This window comes from Belnapia sp. AC561 (assembly GCF_979252845.1).
Genome location: NZ_CEEDBP010000016.1, coordinates 33,838 through 54,815 on the forward strand (window position 1 = coordinate 33,838; position 20,978 = coordinate 54,815).

Sequence of the window (20,978 nt, forward strand, 5' to 3'; positions counted from 1 at the left end):
CAGATCATGCCGAATTCCCGGTCTGCCCGCGAAACATGCAGGCGGCGATCAGTCCCCGCGCAATTGCCGTACCGGGGTCCCGGCCAGGTAGCCTTCCACCGCCTCGACCGCACCGAGGAAATACTGCCGGTAGTTCTCCTCCGTCACGTAGCCGAGGTGCGGGGTCAGCACGGTATTCGGCGCCGCGAGGATCGGATGGCCGGGCGGCAGCGGCTCGGCATCGAAGACGTCAAGGCCGGCACCGGCAATGCGGCCCTCCTTCAGCGCGGCGATGAGGGAGGGCTGGTCGATCAGCGGGCCGCGGCTGGTATTCACGATAAAGGCGGTCTTCTTCATCCGCGCCAGATCCTCGGCGCCGATGATCCCGCGCGAGCGGTCGGAGAGCACGAGGTGCAGGCTGATGACATCGGCCTCGGCCATCAGGGTCGCCTTGTCGACGGCGGTGGCACCGGCCGCCTGTGCCTTCTCGGCGGTCAGGTTCTGGCTCCAGCCGATCACCTTCATGCCGAAGGCGGCGCCGACCTTGGCGACGCGGGTGCCGAGGTTGCCCAGGCCGACCATGCCGAGGGTCTTGCCTTCCAGCGTATCGCCGACGCTGCCGCCCGGCGCGAGCTGCCAGCCGCCGGCCCGCAGCGAGGCCTGCTGCTCCGGGATGCGCCGCATCAGCGAGAGGATGAGCCCCCAGGTCAGGTCGACCGTCGGATTGCCGAAGCCCGGCGTGCCGCAGACGGTGATGCCCTGGGCGGTCGCCGTCGCCAGGTCGATGCTGCGGTTCCGCGCCCCGGTGGTGATCAGCAGCTTGAGCTTCGGCAGGCGGGAGAGCAGCGGCTGCAGGAAGGCGGTGCGCTCGCGCATCATCAGGATGGCGTCGAAGGCGGCCAGCCGGCTGGCCAGGGCATCGATATCGGTCAGGGTGTTGCGGAAGACCTCGATGGTGAGGTCCTGCGGCAGCCGGTCCCAGGGGCCGCGGGTCAGGGCGACGCCCTGGTAGTCGTCGAGAATCGCCAGACGCGTCAGCTTCGGCATGTTCGTTCCTCCATGTGGGATTCTACCCGCGCAGCACCCGCAGGGCATTCAGGATGACCGCGACATCGATCACCTCCTGCAACACCGCGCCCTGCACCGGTGTCAACTGTCCTGCCGCCGCCGTCAGCATCCCGAGCACCGAAAGCCCGATGCCGAAGCCGATGCTTTGCAGCGCGATGCCCCGTGCCCGGCGGGCGATGCGCATCGCTGCGGCCAGCCGGTCGATCCGGTCCACCAGCACGACCGCATCGGCGGCCTCGGCGCTGGCGACGGTGCCGCGGGCGCCCATGGCGACGCCGATATCCGCCGCCGCCAGCGCCGGCGCGTCGTTCACCCCATCGCCCAGCATCAGCACCGGGCCCCCGGGCTTCTCCCGCAGCACGGCCGCGACCTTCTCGACCGGGGAGCGATCGGCGAGCACGGCATCGACGCCGACGCTGCGGCCGATCGCCTCGGCGATCGTCAGCCGGTCGCCCGAGAGCAGCACCACCCGGTGGATGCCGGCCGCCCGTGCCGCGGCGAGCATGGCCGGCGCATCCGTCCGGACCGGATCGGCGAAGACCAGGACACCGGCGGGGATGCCATCCAGCGCCACCAGCACGCGCGCCGCCCCGGGGGCCTGGCCATCCGGCAGCGCCGGAAAGGCGCCGACGAAATCCGGCCCGCCAAGTGCCACGGCGCGGCCCTCGACCCTGCCGGCGATGCCGGCGCCTGCCACCTCGCGCACGGCATCCGGTGTCGCCAGCACGAGTCCGGCCTCCCGCGCCGCCGCGACCAGCCCCACCGCCAGCACATGCGCCGAGGCCTGATCGAGTGAGGCGGCCAGCCGCAGCACCTCGGCCGGATCGAAGCCCGGCAGCACCAGCGTCTCGGCCAGGCGGGCACGGCCCTCGGTCAGTGTCCCCGTCTTGTCCAGGACGAGCACCCGGACCCGCCCGAGCAGCTCCAGCGCCGCGCCGTTCTTGACCAGCACGCCGACCGCGGCGCAACGCGACAGCCCGGCGATGATCGCCACCGGCACGGCGAGGATGAGCGGGCAGGGGGTCGCGACCACCAGCACGGCCAGCACCCGGCGCGGATCCTCGGACACCAGCCAGGCCAGCAGCGCGATCGCCGCCGTGACGGCGAGGAAGCCGAGCGCCCAGCGATCGGCCAGCCGGGCCATCGGCGCCTTGCTGGATTGCGCCTGCTCCACCAGCCGGATGATGCCGGCATAGGTGCTCTCGGCGGCCGGCTTCATGGCCTGCAGGTCGAAGGCCTCCCCGGCATTGGTGGTGCCGGAGAGGATGGCGGCATCGCGTGTCAGCCGCAGCGGCACGGACTCGCCGGTCAGGGCCGAGGCATCGACCACCGCCGCGGCCGAGGCGAGGCAGCCATCGACGGGGACCACCTCACCCTGGCGCACCAGGATGCGGTCGCCGGGACGGATTGCATCGATCGGCACCTCTTCCAACCCCGAGGCGCCATGCCGGGCGGCGTGGCGGGGTTGGCGGGCCAGCAGCGCGGTCATCTCCCGTGTGGCGCGGGCGCGGGCGAAATCCTCGAGGAAGGCACCGCCGGCGACCATGAGCGCGATCACCGCAGCCGCAAGGTTTTCGTCCAGCAGCAGCGCCCCGAGCATCGACAGCGCCGCGAGCAGATCCAGCCCCGCATCGCCCCGGCGCAGGCCCTGCACGATGTCCCGGATCAGGATGCCGAGCACGGGCAGGGTGCCGAGCAGCAAGGCGGGCCTGGCGCCGGCAAGCCCCGCCGCCAGGCCGCAGGCGGCGAGCACCAAGGCGGTTCGGCGCAGCGCCTGGCCGGTCACTGGCCGGATCACCCCAACGGCAGCAGCAGCCGCGTCGCCGCATCCCGCAGCCTGGCCGGCAGCGGCACGCTGCGGGTCTGCTCGGCGCGCGCGACGTAGACATGGATGAAATGCGCCTCGGCGCTGGCGGCATCCTCGTCGTTGCGGAAGATGCCGATCTCGTAGCGGATGGAGGCGCCGCCGAGCCGGCCGCAACGGACGCCGCAGGTGACGCGGTCCGGCCAGGCGATGGGCGCGAAGTAGCGGCACTGGGTTTCCACCACCAGCCCGACCTCGGTGCTGGTGGCGAGGTCGAGGACGCCGTTCCCGACCAGGAATTGCGCCACCGCGGTATCGATCCAGCTGTAGTAGGTGACGTTGTTCACATGGCCATAGACGTCGTTGTCCATCCAGCGCGTCGGGACTTCGGTGAACCAGCGGTAGTCGGCCCGGGTGCCGATCGGGGCGCGGGCATTCATGACAGCGCTTCCGTGACGATGCCCTGGTCCACGCAAAGCTCGAAGGGCGGCACATGGCCGATGGCGCCGGAGGCGAGCATGGCGGCGCCCAGCGTCTCGAAGGCTTCGCGCGGAAAGGCGGGGCCGGTATCCCACAAATTCAACCCCTGATAGCGGGCGATGGCCCGTACCCGATGCGCCGGCGGCACATCGACGAAGCGCGGCGCGATGAGCTCGGCGATCTCCTCGGCCGGGGCGCTGCGGATGAAGGCCAGCGACTCCGCCATGGCGCGGATCATCGCCATCAGCTCCGGCCGCTTCGCTGCGATGCCGGCCTCGGTCGCATAGAAGCTCGTATAGGCGGTCAGGCCGCGGTTCGCCTGGGCATGCCAGACGGCGCCGCCGGCATCCTCGACGCGGCAGGCAAAGGGCTCGAACATCTGCGCCACGTCGAGGGTGCCGGCAGCCACATCCGTGGCATTCTCGGCCATGGTCCTGTCCGTGACGGTGCGGATCGCCCTGCGGTCGATACCGGCCCGGGCGAAATCGCCCTGCAGGCACCAGGCCGGCGTCGGCACCTCGGAGACGAGGCCAAGCGTCATCCCCGCCAGGTCCTGCAGCATGAAGCCCGGCCGCGGCTGCGGGCCGAGCAGCAGGAAGGGATCGCGCATCACCACGGCGCAAAAGGAGCGCAGCGTGCAGCCCGGGTCCTTGCTCCGGAGCAGCAGCGGCCGCATCGGGCCGGACCAGGCGAGGTCGGCCTCGCCGGCCAGCAGCATCTCGGCGGCGCGGTCGGTTGTGCCGGCGGTGACCATGCGCAGGTCGATCCCCTGCCGGGCGAAGCTGCCGCGCGCCTCGGCCAGGTAGAAGGGGGCGTAGAACAGCGCGCGGAAGGGCTCGAGCAGGGTCATCGGACGCATGGCGCCCTCCTTTGTATGCGCCGCCATTATGGCCGGGCCACGCCTGAAGCCAATCCGTGCCGCGATCCGCACTTGGGGCCGCATTCGGGCTTCGCCCTGGGACGCGTGGCGGCTATAGACCTCTCATGGGTTGCATACCAAGCTGCCCGGTCCCGCAACCCCTTTGCCCGTCGCGGCAGGTCCGAGAGCGCCTTGAGCAGCCAGACGCTTCCAGAAGCATTCCGCCTCCGCGCCGGCAATTTCAACCTGCTCGTCCTGCGCCTGCTGGACCCGCGGCCGGATGCGGTGCTGCCTGCGCTGGGCGACCAGTTCCGCCGCGCGCCCGGCTTCCTGCGCTTCGCCCCCATCGTCATCGGCCTCGCCGATCTCGAGGCCGCGCCGGAGGAAGTCGATTTCCGCGGGCTGATCGCCGGGCTGCATGCGCTGGAGATCGTGCCCATCGGCACCTCCGGCGGCAGCCAGGCAATGCGCCAGGCAGCGCAGCACGCCGGCCTGCCGCCGCTGCGGCCGGTCGGCGGCAAGGATGCGGAGGCGGATGCCGCCGTGCCGATGGAGGCCCCCGCGGCATCGCCATCCACGGCCGCGGCCGAGACGGCTGCACCGCCCGCGGCGCCGGCCGCCGATTTCCTCGGCTCCGGCCGCGCCGCCATGCTGGTGACCGACCCGGTGCGGTCCGGCCAGCGGATCTATGCCCAGGACGCCGACCTCATCATCACCGCGACGGTCAATCCGGGCGCCGAGGTCATCGCCGACGGCAATATCCACGTCTATGGTGCGCTGCGGGGCCGCGCGGTGGCCGGCGCCTCGGACGACGCCACCGCGCGGATCTTCGCCTTGAATTTCGATCCGGAACTCGTCGCCATCGCCGGTTTCTACGCGGTGCGCGAGGGTCTCGGCAGCGCGCCCATCGGCAAGCCCACGCAGGTGCGGCTCGAGGGTGAGGAAATGCGGTTCGCGCCGCTCGGCTCGTAACGTGGTTTGGTTTCGTCTGGGCTGGCGTCAGGACCGGGGGAATTGCATGCGGATGAGGGGAATGCGTCCATGGCGCAAGTGATCGTCGTCACCTCGGGCAAGGGCGGCGTCGGCAAGACGACGACCAGCGCCGCCATCGCCACCGGCCTCGCCCAGCGCGGCAAGAAGACGGTAGTGATCGACTTCGACGTCGGGCTGCGCAACCTCGACCTCATCATGGGGGTCGAGCGGCGGGTGGTTTTCGACATCGTCAACGTCATCCAGGGCGAGGCGCGGCTGAACCAGGCGCTGATCCGCGACAAGCGCGTCGATACGCTCAGCATCCTGCCGGCCAGCCAGACCCGGGACAAGGATGCGCTGACGCGGGACGGCGTGGCGACCATCATCGACCAGCTCAAGGAGGATCACGACTTCATCCTCTGCGACAGCCCGGCCGGGATCGAGAAGGGCGCCCTGCTCGCGCTCTACTTCGCCGACCAGGCGATCATCGTCACCAATCCCGAAGTCTCCTCGGTCCGCGATTCGGACCGGATCCTCGGCGTGCTGCAGTCGAAGTCGAAGCGTGCGGAGGAGAAGCGGGACAAGGTGAAGGAGCATCTGCTCGTCACCCGCTACGACCCCAACCGGGTCGAGCGCGGCGAGATGCTGAAGCTCGAGGATATCCGAGAGATCCTGGCGATCCCGCTGCTCGGCGTGATCCCGGAGAATGAGAGCGTGCTCCGCGCCTCCAATACCGGCACCCCGGTCATCATGGACCAGGAAAGCGCCGCCGGTCAGGCCTACAAGGATGCGGTCGGCCGCTTCCTCGGCGACGACCTGCCGCATCGCTTCCTCGAACCCGACAAGAAGCCGGGCATCTTCAAGCGCCTGTTCGGAGGGAGGGCCGCGTGATGAGCTGGCTCGATTATTTCCGCGCCAACCGCAAGCCCGAGCCGCCCGCCACCGCTTCCGCCGCGAAGGAGCGCCTGCAGATCGTGCTGGCGCATGAGCGCATCGGCCGCACGCGGGAGGATTTCCTGCCCAAGCTGCAGATGGAGCTGGTGGCGGTCGTCGCCCGCTACGTCGCCATCGACCCGGGCAAGGTGAACATCAACCTCGACCGCGGCGGCGACATGTCGACCCTGGCGATCGAGATCGAGCTGCCGGGCCCGCCCGCGGCCCGCGGCCCGCGCGCCGCCGCCGGCTGAAGGCCCGATGGGCATGGCGGCCCTGCCACCATGCCCACCCACCACCATTGCCTGTGCTCCCTCTGGCGCCGTCGCTGGGCCGGCCATAGGCTCGGTCCATGTCCGAATCCGTCCCCCTGTCCGCCGGCCGCGTGCTGGATGCCTATGCCCCCGCCGTGGCCTATGCCCTGGCCCATCCTTCGCCCTGGCCGCGCGATATCCGCGCCCATATCGAGGCCGGCTTCTTCGAGCCGGCGCCCGACAATGCCATCCTCGGCCCGGTGGCAAGCCGCGGTCCGGCGAATGGATTGATCCTGCGGCACGGCCAGCCGGTCGCCCGCTGGGGCGATACGCGGCAGGTGGACATGACCTTCTCGGTCGCCAAATCCTACCTGGCGATCCTGGCCGGACTGGCGGTGGGCGACGGGCTGATCCCGGATCTCGATGCCCCGGTCCGCGCCCTGGTGGATGATGGCGGTTTCGAAGGGCCGCAGAATGCCGGTATCACCTGGCGGCACCTGCTGACCAATACCTCCGAATGGGAGGGCAGCCTCTTCGGCAAGGCCGATACCATCGACCGTGGCCGCAACCTGGTGGTGGAAGGCCAGGGGAAGAAGGGCCTGCCGCGGCCGCTGCAGCCGCCAGGGCAGTACTGGGAATACAACGACGTCCGGGTGAACCGCCTCTCGCTCGCCCTGCTGCGGGTTTTCGGCCGGCCGCTGCCGGAGGTCTTCGCCGAGCGGATCATGCAGCCGATCGGGGCTTCCAGGGAGTGGCGCTGGCATGGCTACGAGACCTCCTGGGTGGAGGTCGGCGGCCGGCAGGTGCAGAGCGTCTCGGGTGGCGGCCATTGGGGCGGCGGCGTCTTCATCCATGCCGAGGACCAGGCGCTGGTCGGGCAGCTCACCCTGCAGGACGGCGTCTGGAACGGCCGCCGCCTGCTGCCCGCGGGCTGGGTGGCGCGCTGCGCCACGGCCTGCCCGCTGAACCCGCATTACGGGCTGCTCTGGTGGCTCAACACCGGGCGGACCCGCTGGCCCTCCGCCAGCGCCGGCAGCTGGTGCTTCTCCGGCGCCGGCGGTAACGTCACCTGGGTGGATCCTGAGGCCGGGATCGTCGCCGTGCTCCGCTGGGTGGATGCGACGAAGCTGGATGGCTTCATGGCGGCGGTGCGGGCGGCGATCTAGCCTAGCGGTACCAGCCGCCACCCCAGCGCGGCGGCGGGGCATAGTAGCCGCCGCCATAGCCACCGCCGCCGTAGTAGCCGCGGTAATGCGGCCGGCCATACCAGGGCGGCGGCGGAGGCGGCGGGGCATAGTAGCCGCCACCATAACCGCCGCCGTAGCCATAGCCGCGGTCCCAATGCACCGGGGTCGCCTGCAGCGGCGCCTCGGCGGATGCCACGGCCGGCATGGGCTGGGCCGCGGCCGGGTGGGGCAGGGCGGAGAGGCCGCCGGTGAGCAGGGCTGCGGCGGCGAGGAGGGGGATGAGCTTGCGCATGACCTTCATGTCCCTGGCGGGTCCGGCTGCGGACCATCGCCACGCCGTCACTATGGCTGGGGCCGGGTTGCACCGGCCTCGGCGCCGGGTGAATTCCGCCGGGACCGCCGGTTACCTGTGGGTTGCATCCTGCCACGCCGTCGCCACGCCACGGCCTTGCGTCCGCCGGAGAGCCGTATGAAACGCCCCGATCCCCTCCCGCACCTGGCCAGACTGGCGGCGGCGCTGGCCGAGCCGGGCCCGCCGGCGGCCGGCTTCGCCGCGCTGGAAGCGGCGCTCGGTGCCCTGATCGGGCATCGGCTCTTCACCATCATGCGGCGCGACCCGGCGGCGGGCAGCAATGCCCGCATCCATTCCAGCCAGCCGGGGGCCTATCCCTCCGGTGGCCGCAAGCTGCTGGAGGATACGCCCTGGACGCGCCATGTGGTCCGGCAGGGACGTCCCTGGATCGGCCGGGACCAAGCCGAGATCGCCGCCAATTTCCGGGACCATGCGCTGATCCATGCACTCGGCTGCGACAGCATCCTGAATCTGCCGGTGCGCTGGCGGGGCGAGACGATCGGCGCGCTGAACCTGCTGCATCAGGCCGGCTGGTACACGGAGGCGGATGTCGAGGTCGGCCGGATCGTCGGCGGCCTCGCCGTCCCCGTGCTGCTGGCGGCCAGCCTCCCGGATTAGCTCAGGGGCGCGGCTGCACCGCGAAGCGGCCCGGCCCGGTCCAGGCGAGGATCAGGAAGCCACCGCACATCGCCAGGTTCTTGAAGAAGGAGAAGATCTGGCCGACCTGCGCGCCGCCGGTGAATTCCCAGAAGCGATGCGCGATGGCGCTGGTGCCGATGGTATAGAGGATCAGCCCGAAGGCGGCGAGGCGGGTCTGCAGGCCGAGGATGATGAGGATCGGGAAGATGGTCTCCGCGGCGATGGCCAGCATACCGCCGACCAGGGGCAGCGGGGCACCCTGGGTCGTCAGCATGGTGACGATGCCGGGCCATTGGATGATCTTGAAATAGGCGCTGATCGGGAAGAGCACGACGAGCGCGATCCGGCTGATCAGCAGCACCAGGTCGAAGTTCGCCGGGGCGGTTGTCATGGGATAGCTGGGTTCGGCAGACATGGGACTCTCCGCTTCGGGCTGCGATCTTGGGCCCTGACGCTGTAGGGGGTTTCGCTGCGCTGCGGCAAGGCTTGCGACGGATGATCGGCATGCGACACTCCCACGGCCACGCGCAGGGGATGTCGGATGCCGCTTCAACCCATGGTCTCGGGCCGCCGCCATATGGTCTCCGCCGGGCATTGGCTGGCGACGGAGGCCGGCCATGCCATCCTGGAGGCCGGCGGCAATGCGGTGGATGCGGCGGTCGCCGCCGGCATCGCCCTCGGCGTGCTGCATGCCGACCAGGTCCAGTTCTCCGGCGTGGCGCCCATGGTCATCCACCTGCGGGAGACCGGGGAGACGGTCAGCATCGCCGGGCTCGGCTGGTGGCCCCAGGCGGCGGATGTCGCCTATTTCGAGCAGAACCACGGCGGGACCATCCCGCAGGGCATCCTCCGCACCGTCGTCCCCGCCGCGCCCGATGCCTGGATCCTGGCGCTGGAGCGCTATGGCACGAAATCCTTCGGCGAGGTCGCCCAGGCGGCGATCCGCTATGCCCGGGACGGCTTCTGCGTGCATCCCGTCATGGCGCATTTCATCGCCACCTTTGCCGAGAACTACCGCCGCTGGCCACAGAATGCCGCCATTTTCCTGCCGGGTGGCGAACCACCGAAGGAGGGCGACCTCTTTGTCCAGGCGGACCTGGCCCGGTCGCTGCAATACATGGTGGACGAGGAGACTGCCGCGGCGGCCGGCGGGCGGCTGGCCGGCCTCGCCGCGGCGCGGGCGGCTTTCTACGAAGGCGACCTCGCCGTCGCCATGGCCCGCTTCCATGCCGAGAACGGCGGCTGGCTGACGCGGGAGGATCTGGCCGGCTACCGCTCCGTCGTCGAGCCACCGGTCCGCCGCGTGGTCGATGGCACGGAGGTCTATTCCTGCGGTCCCTGGTGCCAGGGCCCGGTGCTGCTGCAATTCCTCAGCGTGCTGGAAGGCATCGACCTCAAGGCATTGGGCCATAACTCCGCGGCCTATGTGCATCTGCTGGCCGAGGCGATGAAGCTGGGCTTCGCCGATCGGGAGCGCTTCTATGGCGACCCGCGCTTCGTCGAGGTGCCGCTGGCCCGGCTGCTGTCGCCGGCCTATGCCGCGGCGCAGCGCGCCCGGATCGACCCGGCCCGGGCGACGCCGGAGATGCCGGAGCCCGGCAATCCGGCGCTGTGGAATGCGGCCGACCCGTCGCTGGTCGGCGATACCTCCTATGTCTGCGTGGTCGACCGCTGGGGCAATGCGGTCTCGGCGACGCCCTCCGATACCTCCTGGGAAAGCCCGGTGGTCCCGGGCCTCGGCTTCGTGCCCTCCTCCCGCGGGTCGCAGAGCTGGGGCCGGCGGGACCACGCCAGCAGCCTTGCGCCGGGCAAGCGGCCGCGGCTGACGCCCAACCCGGCGCTGGCCATCCGCCCCGGCGAATGGGTGATGCCCTTCGGCGGCCCGGGCGGCGACCTGCAGCCCCAGGCCATGCTGCAGGTCTATCTCAACCGCACCGTCTTCGGCATGAGCCCGCAGGAGGCGGTGGAGGCGCCGCGCTTCGTCACCCACAGCTTCCCCGGCAGCTTCGAACCGCATGCCTATCACCCCGGCCGGCTGGATGTGGAGGAGCCGATCGGGCGGGATGTGGGCGAGGTGCTGGCGACGATGGGTCATGCCATCCAGTGGCGGCCGGCGCTGTCCCTGAACACCGCGGGGGTGATGGCGATCAGCCGGCGGGAGGATGGGTTGCTGCAGGGCGGCGCCGATCCGCGACGGGCGGCACGGGTGATGGGCTGGTAGCGCGGCCCGATGCCGACTGGAATGTTGTGTTCTCTCGCGCGAAGCGCGACACAGCCGCAGGGGCCCTTCGCCATTCCTGCGGAGCCGGCCCGGCAAGGAGAGTATCGCCGGCATGATGTTCCGAATTCCCGCCGCCCTGGCCCTGGTCACCGTGCTCGCCGCCTGCGGCAGCGATTCGACGACCTCCACCGGCAATACCGCTGGCCTCGGCAATGAGGCCGCGCTTGGCCAGTCCGGCAGTGCCCTGGGTGGTGCCGGCGGCGCCGGTGGGGCGGGCGGCCGCGCCGCCGCCGGGCCGGGCAGCCAGGAGGATCTGGTCGCCAATATCGGCGACCGGGTCTTCTTCGTCACCGACAGCGCCAGCGTCGGCGCCGACCAGCGCCCGGTGCTCGCCCGCCAGGCCGCTTGGCTGCAGCAGTACCGCCAGCTGACCATCGCGGTCGAAGGCCATGCGGATGAGCGCGGCACGCGGGAATACAACCTCGCCCTCGGCCAGCGCCGGGCGAATGCGGCGCGCGATATCCTTGTCTCGCAGGGAGTCGCCGGGGCGCGGATCCAGACCATCAGCTTCGGCAAGGACCGGCCGGCGGCATTGGGCTCGGATCAGCAGGCCTGGGCGCAGAACCGGCGGGCCGTGACGGTCCTGCGCTGAAACCGGCTTCCCCGCCGCCTAGCGCGGCGGGGAGACGGCGTGTTCCTTCATGCAGGCGCCGGTCGCGGGGTCCATCTCCCGCAGCAGCACGTCATAGCCCCAGAGGCTCGCCAGGTGCCGCAGGACCTGCCGGGCCTCCTGCTCCTCCAGCAGCCGGCCTGAGTGCACCCGGTGCTCCAGGATCAGGCGGCGATCGCCGGAGAGATCGACATCGACCACCTGGATATCCGGGTCGGTCCAGGCCGGGTCGTATTGCTTGGCCAGGGCCCGGCGCAGCCGGCGGTAGCCGCGCTCGTCATGCATGGAATCGACGCGTAGCGCCGGCTGCCGCTCGTCATCCTTCAGGTGGAAGAGCTTCAGCTTGCGCATCAGATGCGGGCTGAGGAACTGCAGGATGAAGCTCTCGTCGCGGAATTCGGCCCAGCCATACCGCAACGTCGGCATCGGGTCGCCGCTGCCGGCGAAATCGGGGAACCACTCCCGGTCCTCCTCCGTCGGATTGCGGCAGATGCGCTCGATATCCTCCATCATGGCGAAGCCGAGCGCATAGGGGTTGATCCCCGAATAGCGCGGGTCGTCGAAGTCCAGCTGCATGATGACGCTGGTATGCGAATGCAGCGCCTCCAGCAGCGCACCATCGCTGAGCTGCCCCTCGGCATGCAGGGTATTCAGGATGCGGTGGTGGACATAGGTGGCGCAGCCCTCGTTCATCATCTTGGTCTGGCGCTGCGGGTGGAAGTACTGCGCCATGTTGCGGACGATGCGGAGGATCTCGCGCTGCCACGAGGTCAGGCGCGGCGCCGATTTCTCCAGGAAGTAGAGGATATTCTCCTGCGGCAATTGCAGCAGGGCGCGGCGCTTCTCGACATCCCCGGCGATGGCCTGGGTGCTGGCCTTCTCCGGCAGGGTGGACCAGAGGACGTTGTACATCTGCTCGTCATGGGCCCGCCGCTCGCGCTCCCGCTTCTCCTCCGACCGCAGGTCGAGGGTGCGGCGGTGGTGCCGGTGGACGCCGTAATTCATCAGCGCATGGGCCGAATCGAGCACCCGCTCGACCGCCGCCTCGCCGTATTTCTCCTCGCAATCGGCGACGTAGCCCTTGGCGAATTCGAGGTAGTCAAGAATGCCCTTGGCATCCGTCCACTCCTTGAACAGCCGGTTGTTCTTGAAGAAATGGTTATGCCCGAAGGCCGCATGGGCGATGACCAGGGCCTGCAGGGTCGCAGTATTCTCCTCCATCACGTAGGAGAGGCAGGGGTCGGAATTGATCACGATCTCATAGGCCAAGCCGCGGAGGCCCTTGCGGTACAGCGCCTCGTGATGGGCGAATTGCTTGCCGAAGGACCAGTGCCGATAGAACAGCGGCAGGCCGGTGCTGGCATAGGCATCCAGCATCTGCTCGGCGCTGATGATCTCGATCCGGTTCGGATAGACGTCGAGGCCGAGGTCCCGATGCGCCACCACCTCGCAGGCATCGTGCAGCTTCATCAGGGTGGAGAAGTCCCAGTCGGCGCCTTCGTAGAGCAGCCGGTCGGGCGTGACGGGCGCGTTCATCCCTTCGCCTCCTCCAGGATGCCGCGCTTGGCGAAGAGCTCCCGGAAGACCGGGAAGATCTCGCGCCGATTGCGGACCTTCTTCATGGCCATGGGCGCGCCGGCCGAGACCAGCTGCTCATAGGTCCGCCACAGGTCGGTGGGGCCGCGGGGGAAGCCGGGCATGCCATGCTCGCTGTCGCGGCCGACCTCGATATAGGCGTAGTACTGGCAAGCCGGCAGAATGGTATCGATCAGCAGCCGGGCGGTGCGCTGGCTGTCGCCGGCGGCATTGTCGCCATCCGAGGCCTGCGCCGCATAGATGTTCCAGTCGGACGGCGGGTAGCGGTCCTCGACCACCTTCCGCATTTCCTCCAAGGCGGTCGAGACCAGGGTGCCGCCGGTCTCCCGGCTATGGAAGAAGGTCTGCTCGTCCACCTCCGCGGCCTCATGCGTATGGCGGATGAAGACCAGGTCAACGTGCTTGTAGCGGCGCTGCAGGAAGAGAAAGAGCAGCGTGTAGAATCGCTTGGCCAGGTCCTTCATGTCCTCGGTCATGCTGCCGGAGACATCCATGAGGCAGAACATGACGGCGCGGGCGACCGGGCGGGGGACCGGCTCGAATCGCCGGTAGCGCACGTCGATCGGGTCGATCCAGGGGATGCGCTGGCTGCGCTTCACCTGGGTCGCCAGCTCCGCCTTCAGTGCCAGCAGCCTGTCCACCGCCTCCGGGTCGCCTTCCAGTGCGGCGATCTCGGCCTCCAGCGCCAGCACCTCGGCCGGCTTGGGACGCTTGAGGGCGATCCGGCGCGAGAGGCTGTTCCGCATGGTCCGGGCCAGCGACAGGTTCGATGGCGTGCCCGCCACGGAATAGCCGGCGCGGTGCCAGGCGGGGTCCGACCCCTCCACCAGCCGGCGCTTGGCCAAGTCCGGCAGTTCGAGGTCATCCAGGAACAGGGTGAGGAATTCCTCCCGCGTCAGGACGAAGCGGAAGGCATCCTCGCCGCTGCCGTCCGGCGAGCCCTCGGAGCCGCCGCCACCGCCACCGCTGGGCGGGCGCTGGATCTCGTCACCTTCCCGGTATTCCTTGTTGCCGGGCAGGACGTGGTCGCGAACCCCGCCGCCGCCATGGTGGAAGCTCGGCTCCCGGATGCCGTGCAGGGGGATGCTGACTTCGCCCCCGGCATCGGCACTGCGGATGTCCCGTTTGGCGGAGGCATCGCAGACCGCCTCCTGCACCAGGGTCTTCGCCCGGCGCAGGAAGCGCTGTCGGTTGGGCAGGCTGCGGCCGCTTGGGTTCAGGCGGCGGTCAAGGATCTGCATCTAGCAGTGGCCTCGCGATCCGTTTCGGGCTTAGCCGGCCTGCTTCACCCGCATGTACCATTCGACAAGCCGGCGCACCTGTCTCTCGGTATAGCCCCGTGATGCCATGCGTTGCACGAACTCCCCGTGCTTCTTCTCCGACTCGCCATCCTTCTTCGAGCCGAAGGAGATGACGGGCAGCAGATCCTCCACCTGGCTGAACATGCGCCGCTCGATGACCTCCCGGATCTTCTCGTAGCTGGTCCAGGAGGGGTTGCGGCCGCCGCGGTTGGCCCGGGCGCGGAGGGCGAACTTGACCACCTCGTTGCGGAAATCCTTCGGATTGGCGATGCCGGCTGGCTTCTCGATCTTGGTGAGCTCCTGGTTCAGCAGCTCCCGGTTCAACATCTGGCCGGTATCGGCATCCTTGAAGTCCATGTCCTCGACCCATGCATCGGCATAGGCCACGTAGCGGTCAAACAGGTTCTGGCCGTAGTCATTGTAGGATTCGAGATAGGCCTTCTGGATCTCGTTGCCGATGAACTCGGCATAGCGCGGCGCCAGCTCACCCTTGATGAATTCGAGGTAGCGCTTCTCGGTCTCGTCCGGGAGCTGGTCGCGCCGGATGGTCTGCTCCAGCACATACATCAGGTGGACCGGGTCGGCGGCGATCTCCGTGGTGTCGTAATTGAAGGCCGCGGCCAGCACCTTGAAGGCGAAGCGGGTGGAGGCGCCCTCCATCCCCTCATCGGGACCGGCCGAGTCGCGGTATTCCGAGAGGTTCTTGGCCCGCGGATCGGTCTCCTTCAACGATTCACCGTCATAAACCCGCATCTTGGCGTAGATGTTCGAGTTCTCATGCTTCTTCAGCCGGCTGAGTACGGTGAAGCGGGCCAGCATCTCCAGCGTCGCCGGGGCGCAGGGGGAGGCGGCCAGTTCCGAAGAAGAGACCAGCTTCTCGTAGATCCGCTGTTCCTCGGTCACCCGCAGGCAATAGGGGACCTTGATGACATAGATACGGTCGATGAAGGCTTCGTTGTTCTTGTTGTTCTTGAAGCTCTGCCATTCCGACTCGTTGGAATGGGCCAGGATGATGCCCTGGAAGGGCAAGGCACCGATATTCTCGGTGCCGATATAGTTGCCTTCCTGCGTCGCCGTCAGCAGCGGATGCAGCATCTTGATCGGCGCCTTGAACATCTCGACGAACTCGAGGATGCCCTGGTTGGCCCGGTTCAACCCGCCGGAGAAGCTGTAGGCATCCGGGTCGTTCTGGCCGAACATCTCCAGCTTGCGGATGTCGACCTTGCCGACCAGGGAGGAGATGTCCTGATTGTTCTCGTCGCCCGGCTCGGTCTTGGCGATGGCGATCTGGCGGAGGCGGGAGGGGCGGACCTTAACCACCCGGAACTGGGAGATGTCGCCGCCGAAGGCATCCAGTCGCTTCAGTGCCCAAGGGCTCATCAGCCCAGTCAGGCGGCGACGGGGGATGCCGTAGCGTTCCTCCAGCATTGGCCCCATCCGCTCGGGGTCGAAGAGGCCGAGCGGGCTTTCGAAGACCGGGCTCATCTCGTCGCCCGCCTTCAGCACGTAGATCGGCTGCGCCTCCATCAGCGCCTTCAGCCGCTCCGCCAGGGACGACTTGCCGCCGCCCACCGGGCCGAGCAGGTAGAGGATCTGCTTGCGTTCCTCGAGGCCCTGGGCGGCATGGCGGAAGAAGCCGACGATCCGCTCGATCGTCTCCTCCATGCCGTAGAATTCGGCGAAGGCCGGATAGGTGCGGATGGTCCGGTTCAGGAAGATGCGCCCGAGGCGTACGTCCTTGGCGGTATCGACCACGGTGGGTTCGCCGATCGCCTGGAGGATGCGCTCCGGTGCGCTGGCGAACATCCCCGGATCGGTCCGGCATCCTTCGAGATATTCCGAGATGGACATGTCAGTTTCACGCCGGGACTCATAGGCCCGGGCGTAGTCGGCGAAGATGTCCTGCGTGCTGTTCATCGGCCGCCCCTGCAAGCGCTGCCAGTTAGATGGCAACGCCGACAGTGTGCGGAATGCCCAGACCGATTGCGGTAAACTTTTATTGCTGCGGCGCACCCGCGCCCTGTAAGCTGCAAATCACGGAGAGGCGAGGCGGGTCGCGGCAGCGCGATGGGCCTTGGTAGACCGCTCGCCTGTCAGTCAAACCATGCCTTGCGCATTGTGCGGGGCATCCCATGACTGCAATGGCGTCTTGGCGGTTTCACCGCCGGCGGCAATCGATGCGAAGTCACGATTTACCAGCGGCGTTAAGGTTCAAGTTACACTTGGATACCGCCGGCCATGACCAGTTTGGGGCCATGAATAGTCGGCCTGGACGCCACTGCTTCGATTTGACCGCCGGCAATGGTCATGCAAGCAGCAGGCCAGCGACGGCCGGCAGGACCGTCGAGGGGCACGCCAGGGGGTCCTGGCGCACCCCCGGAGTGGGCTCAGTCTTCGCTATTGGCCGGCGCGCCGCAGAGCACGCCGCCATCGATGATCATGTGCTGCCCGGTCATGAAGCTGCCGGCCGGGGAGGCGAGGAAGACCGCGGCACCGGCGATCTCGTCCGGCTCGCCGATCCGCTTCAGCGGCGTGTCGCGGGTCCGCTTCTTGTAGTTCACCGGATCCTCCCAGAGCGCCCGGGCGAAGTCGGTCCGCACCAGGCCGGGGGCGATGCAATTCACCCGGATGTTCTTTGGCCCCCATTCCACCGCCAGGTTGCGCGCGAGCTGCAGGTCCGCCGCCTTGGTGATGGCATAGGCCCCGAGGTTGACCGAGCCCTTGAAGCCACCGATCGAGGAGACGATCACGATCGCCCCGCCGCCGCGGGCCTCCATGCTGGGGATGCACATGTGGGACAGCCACATGTTCGACTTGATGTTGGTCGCCATCATCTTGTCGAAGATGTCGTCGGCGATGCCCATGGCCGGGCCGAAATGCGGGTTGATGGCGGCGTTGCAGACCAGGATGTCGACCCCGCCCCAGAGCTTCACCGTCTCATCGGCCAGCGCCTGCAGTTCCGGCTTGCGGCCGATGTTGCAGGCCATGGCGACGGCGGTGCCGCCCTTCGCGGTGATGCCATCGACCACCACCTGGCAGGCATCCAGCTTGCGGGAGGAGACGACCACCTTGGCGCCGTGCTCGGCCATGCGCTCGGCGATGGCCCGGCCGATGCCGCGGGAGCCGCCGGTGACGATGGCGACCTTGCCACTGAGGTCAAAAAGAGTTGGCATGCTTGGCTCCTCCGGTTGTTGGGGCGATTGTCCGCAGCGGAATTGCCCGGCGTCAACCCGTCGCCCCCCAAGGAGTGCCCATCCGTGACTCTCGACCTGCCGTATGCCGTGCCGCTCGAAGGCGCTTCCAACCTGCGCGACCTGGGCGGCTGGCTGGTGGCCGATGGCCGCCGGGTGCGGCGCGGCATCCTCTACCGCTCTGCGACCCTGGCGGCGCTGACCCCGCAGGACGTCGCCACCATTGCCGCCCTGCGGCTGCGGACGGTCTGCGACCTGCGCGGGGTGGCGGAGGCAGCGCAGAACCCCTCCCGCCTGCCGGGGGGGGCCGAGCGGGTCTCGCTGCCGATCGAGCCGACTGTCGGCGCGTCGCTGCGCGACCTGATGCGGCGGGAGCAATCGACCGGGGAGGATGTGGTCGCCCTGCTGCGGACCGCTTACCTCGACTACGGTACCCACTTCATCGGCGCCTATCGCGGGTTGTTCGAGCTGCTGCTGGACCCGGCGCGGCATGCGCTGCTGTTCCATTGCTCCGCCGGCAAGGACCGCACCGGCCTTGGCGCGGCGCTGGTGCTCTCGGCGCTGGGCGCCACGCGGCAGACGGTCCTGGAGGACTACGTCGCCACCGACCGGCTCTGGCAGCGGGACTTCGCCCTGCCGCCGGAGACGCCGAAGCCGCTGGCCGATGCGCTCTACGGCACCCATCCCGCCCTGCTGGAGGCCGCGCTGGAGGCCGCCGAGGCCGCGCATGGCGGCTCGATGCCGCTGCTGCTGGAGCGCGGCCTCGGCCTCGATGCCGCCCGCCTCGACCAGCTGCGGGACCTGCTGCTCGAGTAGCCGCTAGGGCATGTAGCCGCCGCCGTTGACGTGATAGACCTGCCCGGTAATCCAGCTCGCCTGGTCCGAGGCCAGGAAGACCGCCATGTCGGCGATATCCTCCGGCCGGCCGAGGCGGCCGAGCGGCAGGGCCTCGCCCATGGCGCGGACCTCGGCATCGCTGTTGCCGTAGCGGGGCTGGGCGGTGTCGGTCAGGCCGGGGGCAATGGCATTCACCCGGATGCCGTGCGGCGCGAGCGCCAGGGCCATCGAGCGGGTGATGCCGACCACGCCGTTCTTGGTCGCGCTGTAGTGGACGCCGACCGGCGTGCCGCGCACCGCGGAGGAGCTGAGGTTCACGATCGCCCCCTTGATCCCCGCCGCCACCATGGCCCGCGCCGCGGCCTGGGCGCAGAAGGCGCTGCCCTTCAGGTTGACCGAGAGCACCTGGTCCCATTCCGCCTCGGTCATCGCCAGGAAATCGGCGCGGGGGAAGATGCCGGCGTTGTTCACCAGCACGTCGATGCGGCCGAAGGCGGCGAGCGTCGCCTCCACCAGCGCGGCGCAGGCGGCGGCGCCGGTGCCGACATCGCCCTGGATCAGGGCGGCCCGGCGGCCCTTCGCGCGCACGGCTTCGGCCACCGCCTCGGCGGCGGCCCGGTCGTCCAGCCAATGCACCACCACGTCATGCCCCGCCGCGGCGAGGCCGATCGCGCAGGCGCGCCCGATTCCCTGCTGCGCGCCCGTCACCAAGCCGACCATCCCCGCCTCCGTCACCGTTGCTGCGGTGCAGTATGCGGATGGTCTCAGCGGCTGACGAGGGCGCGATAGCGTTCCAGCATCTGCCCGCCATCCTGGCCGGCGCGGGCCAGCCATTCCTGGGTCTGCTTCGCCCCGATCTCGCGGAGCTGGGCCTGCATCTCCGGCGGCGCCGCGGCGACCGTCATGCCATGGCTGCGCAGCCGCTCCGTCGCTTCGGTCTCGGCGGCGCGTGCCATCTCGGCGCCGCGGATCTCCGCCTGTTTCGCCGCCGCCACCAGCGCCGCCCGCATGCCGGGCTCCAGTGCCGCCAGGGCCCGGCTATTGGCGAAGATGGCATTTTTCGCCCGCATGCCGCCGACGTCGAGGAAATGCCGGCTGAAATCCCAGGCGCTGGTATCGACGCCGGTCTGCGCCGCGGTGAAGAGCACGTTCACCAGGTTGGTGGCGAAGGCCTGGGGAATATCCGGCACCTGCACCGTCACCGGCTGGGCGCCCAGCAGCTCGGCGAAGCGGGTGGTCAGGGTATTGTAGGACCGGAACCGGGTGCCGCGCAGCTCGGTCAATGCGGTCAGCGGCGTCCGGGTATAGAAGCCCTGGCTCGGCCAGGGGACCATGGAGAGCAGGGTCAGTCCCTGGCGTTCCAGCCGCGCCCGGATGAAGGGCTCGGTCGCCAGGGCCAACGCCGCCGTCGCCTGCCAGGTATCGGCCAGGAAGGGCACGCTGTCGGCCTCGAAGAAGGGGTCCTCGTTGCCGTGGATCGAGAGCAGCACCTCGCCGAGCTGGATCTGGCCGGTCTGCACCCCGCGCTTGATCTGCGGCAGCGGCAGCAGGCTGCCGTTGTGATGCGCCTGGACGACGAGCTTGCCCTGGGTCGCCTGCTCCACCTCAGCCAGGAAAGTTCGGACATTGCGGGTGTGGTAGTTCTGCTCGGCATAGGGCGTGGCCATCACCCACCGGGTCTGGGCTTCGGCACCGGAGGCGAGCATGGCGAAGGCCGCGCCGGTCAGCGCGGTGAGCAGGCGATTCATGGGGTCCCCTCCGGTCGCCGCGGTGCCGTCCCGCGGTCGTTACGGCATCTTCTGGCCCGGACCGGCGGGTGGCAACCCCCTGGACCGCAGCGCCCGGGCTTGTAGTCTGCCGCCCATGTCCCTGACCCTACCCAGCGCCCCCAGCTTCCGCCTCGATGGCCGCCGTGCCCTGGTCAGCGGCGCCGGCCGGGGCATCGGCCTGGCGGCCGCGACTGCCCTGGCGGGGGCGGGCGCCGCCGTCACCCTGCTGTCCCGCACCGCCGCCGAGATCGAGGCGGCGGCCGAGGCGATCCGCGCCGCCGGCGGGGCGGCGGATACGCTGGTGCTGGATATCGCCGATGTCGCCGGGGTGCGCGCCGCCATCGAGGCCCGCCCGGCCTACCACGCCTTCGTCAACAATGCCGGCTCAGCCCGGCATGCCCCGTTCCTCGACGTGGCCGAGGATGATTTCGACGCGGTGCTGGGACTGAACCTGCGCGGCTGCTTCTTCGCCGCCCAGGCCGTCGCCCGGCGCATGGCCGCAGAAGGCGTGCGCGGCTCCATCATCAACATCTCCTCCCAGATGGGCCATGTCGGCGGGCCGAACCGCAGCGTCTACTGCGCCAGCAAATTCGCCATGGAAGGCTGGACCAAGGTGATGGCGATCGAGCTCGCCCCCTTGGGCATCCGTGCCAATACCATCGGCCCGACCTTCATCGAGACGCCGCTGACCCGGCCCTTCTTCGAGAAGCCGGAATTCCGCGACTGGGTCCTCTCCAAGCTCAAGCTCGGCCGCGTCGGCCAGGTGGAGGAGCTGATGGGCCCGGTGGTCTTCCTCGCTTCCGATGCCTCTTCCCTGATGACGGGCTCCGCCCTGCTCGTCGACGGCGGCTGGACCGCCGAATAAA

21 protein-coding genes are annotated in these 20,978 nt (G+C 69.3%); 9 read left to right on the top strand and 12 right to left on the bottom strand.

Features of this window, described 5'->3' with window-relative positions; translation table 11 throughout:
* Positions 1–48: 48 nt before the first annotated feature.
* The 4 genes from AC0IW9_RS14770 to AC0IW9_RS14785 are packed head-to-tail and all read right to left on the bottom strand — an operon-like array spanning position 49 to position 4,190.
* Entirely contained in the window at positions 49–1,026 is a 978-nt protein-coding gene (locus AC0IW9_RS14770) for a D-2-hydroxyacid dehydrogenase family protein (protein WP_471649030.1), read from the bottom strand.
* A 22-nt stretch (positions 1,027–1,048) separates the two neighbouring features.
* Complete coding sequence (locus tag AC0IW9_RS14775; protein ID WP_471649031.1) at positions 1,049–2,833, bottom strand: heavy metal translocating P-type ATPase; 1,785 nt, start codon at positions 2,831–2,833, stop codon at positions 1,049–1,051.
* An 8-nt stretch (positions 2,834–2,841) separates the two neighbouring features.
* Positions 2,842–3,291 carry an acyl-CoA thioesterase gene (locus tag AC0IW9_RS14780; RefSeq protein ID WP_471649032.1) on the bottom strand — a complete coding sequence of 150 codons (450 nt, stop codon included), beginning with the start codon at positions 3,289–3,291 and terminating at the stop codon, positions 2,842–2,844.
* Positions 3,288–4,190, bottom strand: a complete 903-nt coding sequence (locus AC0IW9_RS14785; RefSeq protein WP_471649033.1) for an ABC transporter substrate-binding protein — start codon at positions 4,188–4,190, stop codon at positions 3,288–3,290. Before AC0IW9_RS14785 ends, AC0IW9_RS14780 begins: the two co-directional genes overlap by 4 nt.
* Before the next feature lie 192 nt (positions 4,191–4,382).
* On the opposite strand from AC0IW9_RS14785, the gene minC reads away from it, so the two are divergent.
* From minC to AC0IW9_RS14805, 4 genes are all read left to right on the top strand, one after another.
* Positions 4,383–5,162, top strand: a complete 780-nt coding sequence (gene minC, locus AC0IW9_RS14790; protein ID WP_471649034.1) for a septum site-determining protein MinC — start codon at positions 4,383–4,385, stop codon at positions 5,160–5,162.
* Positions 5,163–5,231: 69 nt separating this feature from the next.
* Positions 5,232–6,053, top strand: a complete 822-nt coding sequence (minD, locus tag AC0IW9_RS14795; RefSeq protein ID WP_471649035.1) for a septum site-determining protein MinD — start codon at positions 5,232–5,234, stop codon at positions 6,051–6,053.
* Complete coding sequence (minE, locus tag AC0IW9_RS14800) at positions 6,053–6,349, top strand: cell division topological specificity factor MinE (RefSeq protein WP_471649036.1); 297 nt, start codon at positions 6,053–6,055, stop codon at positions 6,347–6,349. Before minD ends, minE begins: the two co-directional genes overlap by 1 nt.
* Before the next feature lie 98 nt (positions 6,350–6,447).
* Entirely contained in the window at positions 6,448–7,515 is a 1,068-nt protein-coding gene (locus tag AC0IW9_RS14805; protein ID WP_471649037.1) for a serine hydrolase domain-containing protein, read from the top strand.
* 1 nt (position 7,516) lies between these two features.
* Here the strand turns inward: AC0IW9_RS14805 and AC0IW9_RS14810 are convergent, their stop codons facing one another.
* Positions 7,517–7,828, bottom strand: a complete 312-nt coding sequence (locus AC0IW9_RS14810; protein ID WP_471649038.1) for a hypothetical protein — start codon at positions 7,826–7,828, stop codon at positions 7,517–7,519.
* A gap of 177 nt (positions 7,829–8,005) precedes the next feature.
* On the opposite strand from AC0IW9_RS14810, the gene AC0IW9_RS14815 reads away from it, so the two are divergent.
* Positions 8,006–8,506, top strand: coding sequence for a GAF domain-containing protein (locus AC0IW9_RS14815; RefSeq protein WP_471649039.1), 501 nt, complete (start codon positions 8,006–8,008; stop codon positions 8,504–8,506).
* Between the two features lies 1 nt (position 8,507).
* On the opposite strand, the gene AC0IW9_RS14820 is transcribed toward AC0IW9_RS14815, so the two are convergent.
* Entirely contained in the window at positions 8,508–8,942 is a 435-nt protein-coding gene (locus tag AC0IW9_RS14820) for a DoxX family protein (protein ID WP_471649040.1), read from the bottom strand.
* A gap of 126 nt (positions 8,943–9,068) precedes the next feature.
* Here AC0IW9_RS14820 and AC0IW9_RS14825 point away from each other — a divergent pair, with 126 nt between their 5' ends.
* Both AC0IW9_RS14825 and pal read left to right on the top strand, forming a co-directional pair.
* Complete coding sequence (locus tag AC0IW9_RS14825; protein WP_471649041.1) at positions 9,069–10,748, top strand: gamma-glutamyltransferase family protein; 1,680 nt, start codon at positions 9,069–9,071, stop codon at positions 10,746–10,748.
* Between the two features lie 112 nt (positions 10,749–10,860).
* Positions 10,861–11,400 carry a peptidoglycan-associated lipoprotein Pal gene (gene pal, locus AC0IW9_RS14830; RefSeq protein WP_471649042.1) on the top strand — a complete coding sequence of 180 codons (540 nt, stop codon included), beginning with the start codon at positions 10,861–10,863 and terminating at the stop codon, positions 11,398–11,400.
* Positions 11,401–11,418: 18 nt separating this feature from the next.
* Here pal and AC0IW9_RS14835 read toward each other — a convergent pair whose 3' ends face one another.
* From AC0IW9_RS14835 to AC0IW9_RS14850, 4 genes are all read right to left on the bottom strand, one after another.
* Positions 11,419–12,954 carry a SpoVR family protein gene (locus AC0IW9_RS14835; RefSeq protein WP_471649043.1) on the bottom strand — a complete coding sequence of 512 codons (1,536 nt, stop codon included), beginning with the start codon at positions 12,952–12,954 and terminating at the stop codon, positions 11,419–11,421.
* Positions 12,951–14,255: a YeaH/YhbH family protein gene (locus AC0IW9_RS14840; protein WP_471649044.1), complete on the bottom strand. Its 1,305-nt coding sequence runs from the start codon at positions 14,253–14,255 to the stop codon at positions 12,951–12,953. The genes AC0IW9_RS14835 and AC0IW9_RS14840 overlap by 4 nt, the downstream gene beginning before the upstream one ends.
* Positions 14,256–14,285: 30 nt before the next feature.
* Positions 14,286–16,232, bottom strand: coding sequence for a PrkA family serine protein kinase (locus AC0IW9_RS14845; protein WP_471649045.1), 1,947 nt, complete (start codon positions 16,230–16,232; stop codon positions 14,286–14,288).
* 470 nt (positions 16,233–16,702) lie between these two features.
* Positions 16,703–17,488 (bottom strand): SDR family NAD(P)-dependent oxidoreductase, encoded by a 786-nt coding sequence (locus AC0IW9_RS14850; protein WP_471649046.1) that lies wholly within the window; start codon positions 17,486–17,488, stop codon positions 16,703–16,705.
* Positions 17,489–17,572: 84 nt separating this feature from the next.
* Here AC0IW9_RS14850 and AC0IW9_RS14855 point away from each other — a divergent pair, with 84 nt between their 5' ends.
* Complete coding sequence (locus AC0IW9_RS14855; RefSeq protein ID WP_471649047.1) at positions 17,573–18,322, top strand: tyrosine-protein phosphatase; 750 nt, start codon at positions 17,573–17,575, stop codon at positions 18,320–18,322.
* A gap of 3 nt (positions 18,323–18,325) precedes the next feature.
* Here AC0IW9_RS14855 and AC0IW9_RS14860 read toward each other — a convergent pair whose 3' ends face one another.
* Both AC0IW9_RS14860 and AC0IW9_RS14865 read right to left on the bottom strand, forming a co-directional pair.
* On the bottom strand, positions 18,326–19,063 hold the full coding sequence (locus AC0IW9_RS14860; protein WP_471649048.1) for an SDR family NAD(P)-dependent oxidoreductase: 738 nt from the start codon (positions 19,061–19,063) through the stop codon (positions 18,326–18,328).
* A gap of 44 nt (positions 19,064–19,107) precedes the next feature.
* The gene (locus AC0IW9_RS14865) at positions 19,108–20,091 is read right to left on the bottom strand and encodes a TRAP transporter substrate-binding protein (RefSeq protein ID WP_471649049.1); all 984 of its coding nucleotides are present in this window, start codon (positions 20,089–20,091) and stop codon (positions 19,108–19,110) included.
* On the opposite strand from AC0IW9_RS14865, the gene AC0IW9_RS14870 reads away from it, so the two are divergent.
* Positions 20,090–20,977 carry an SDR family NAD(P)-dependent oxidoreductase gene (locus AC0IW9_RS14870; RefSeq protein ID WP_471649050.1) on the top strand — a complete coding sequence of 296 codons (888 nt, stop codon included), beginning with the start codon at positions 20,090–20,092 and terminating at the stop codon, positions 20,975–20,977. The genes AC0IW9_RS14865 and AC0IW9_RS14870 overlap by 2 nt on opposite strands.
* Position 20,978 lies beyond the last annotated feature (1 nt).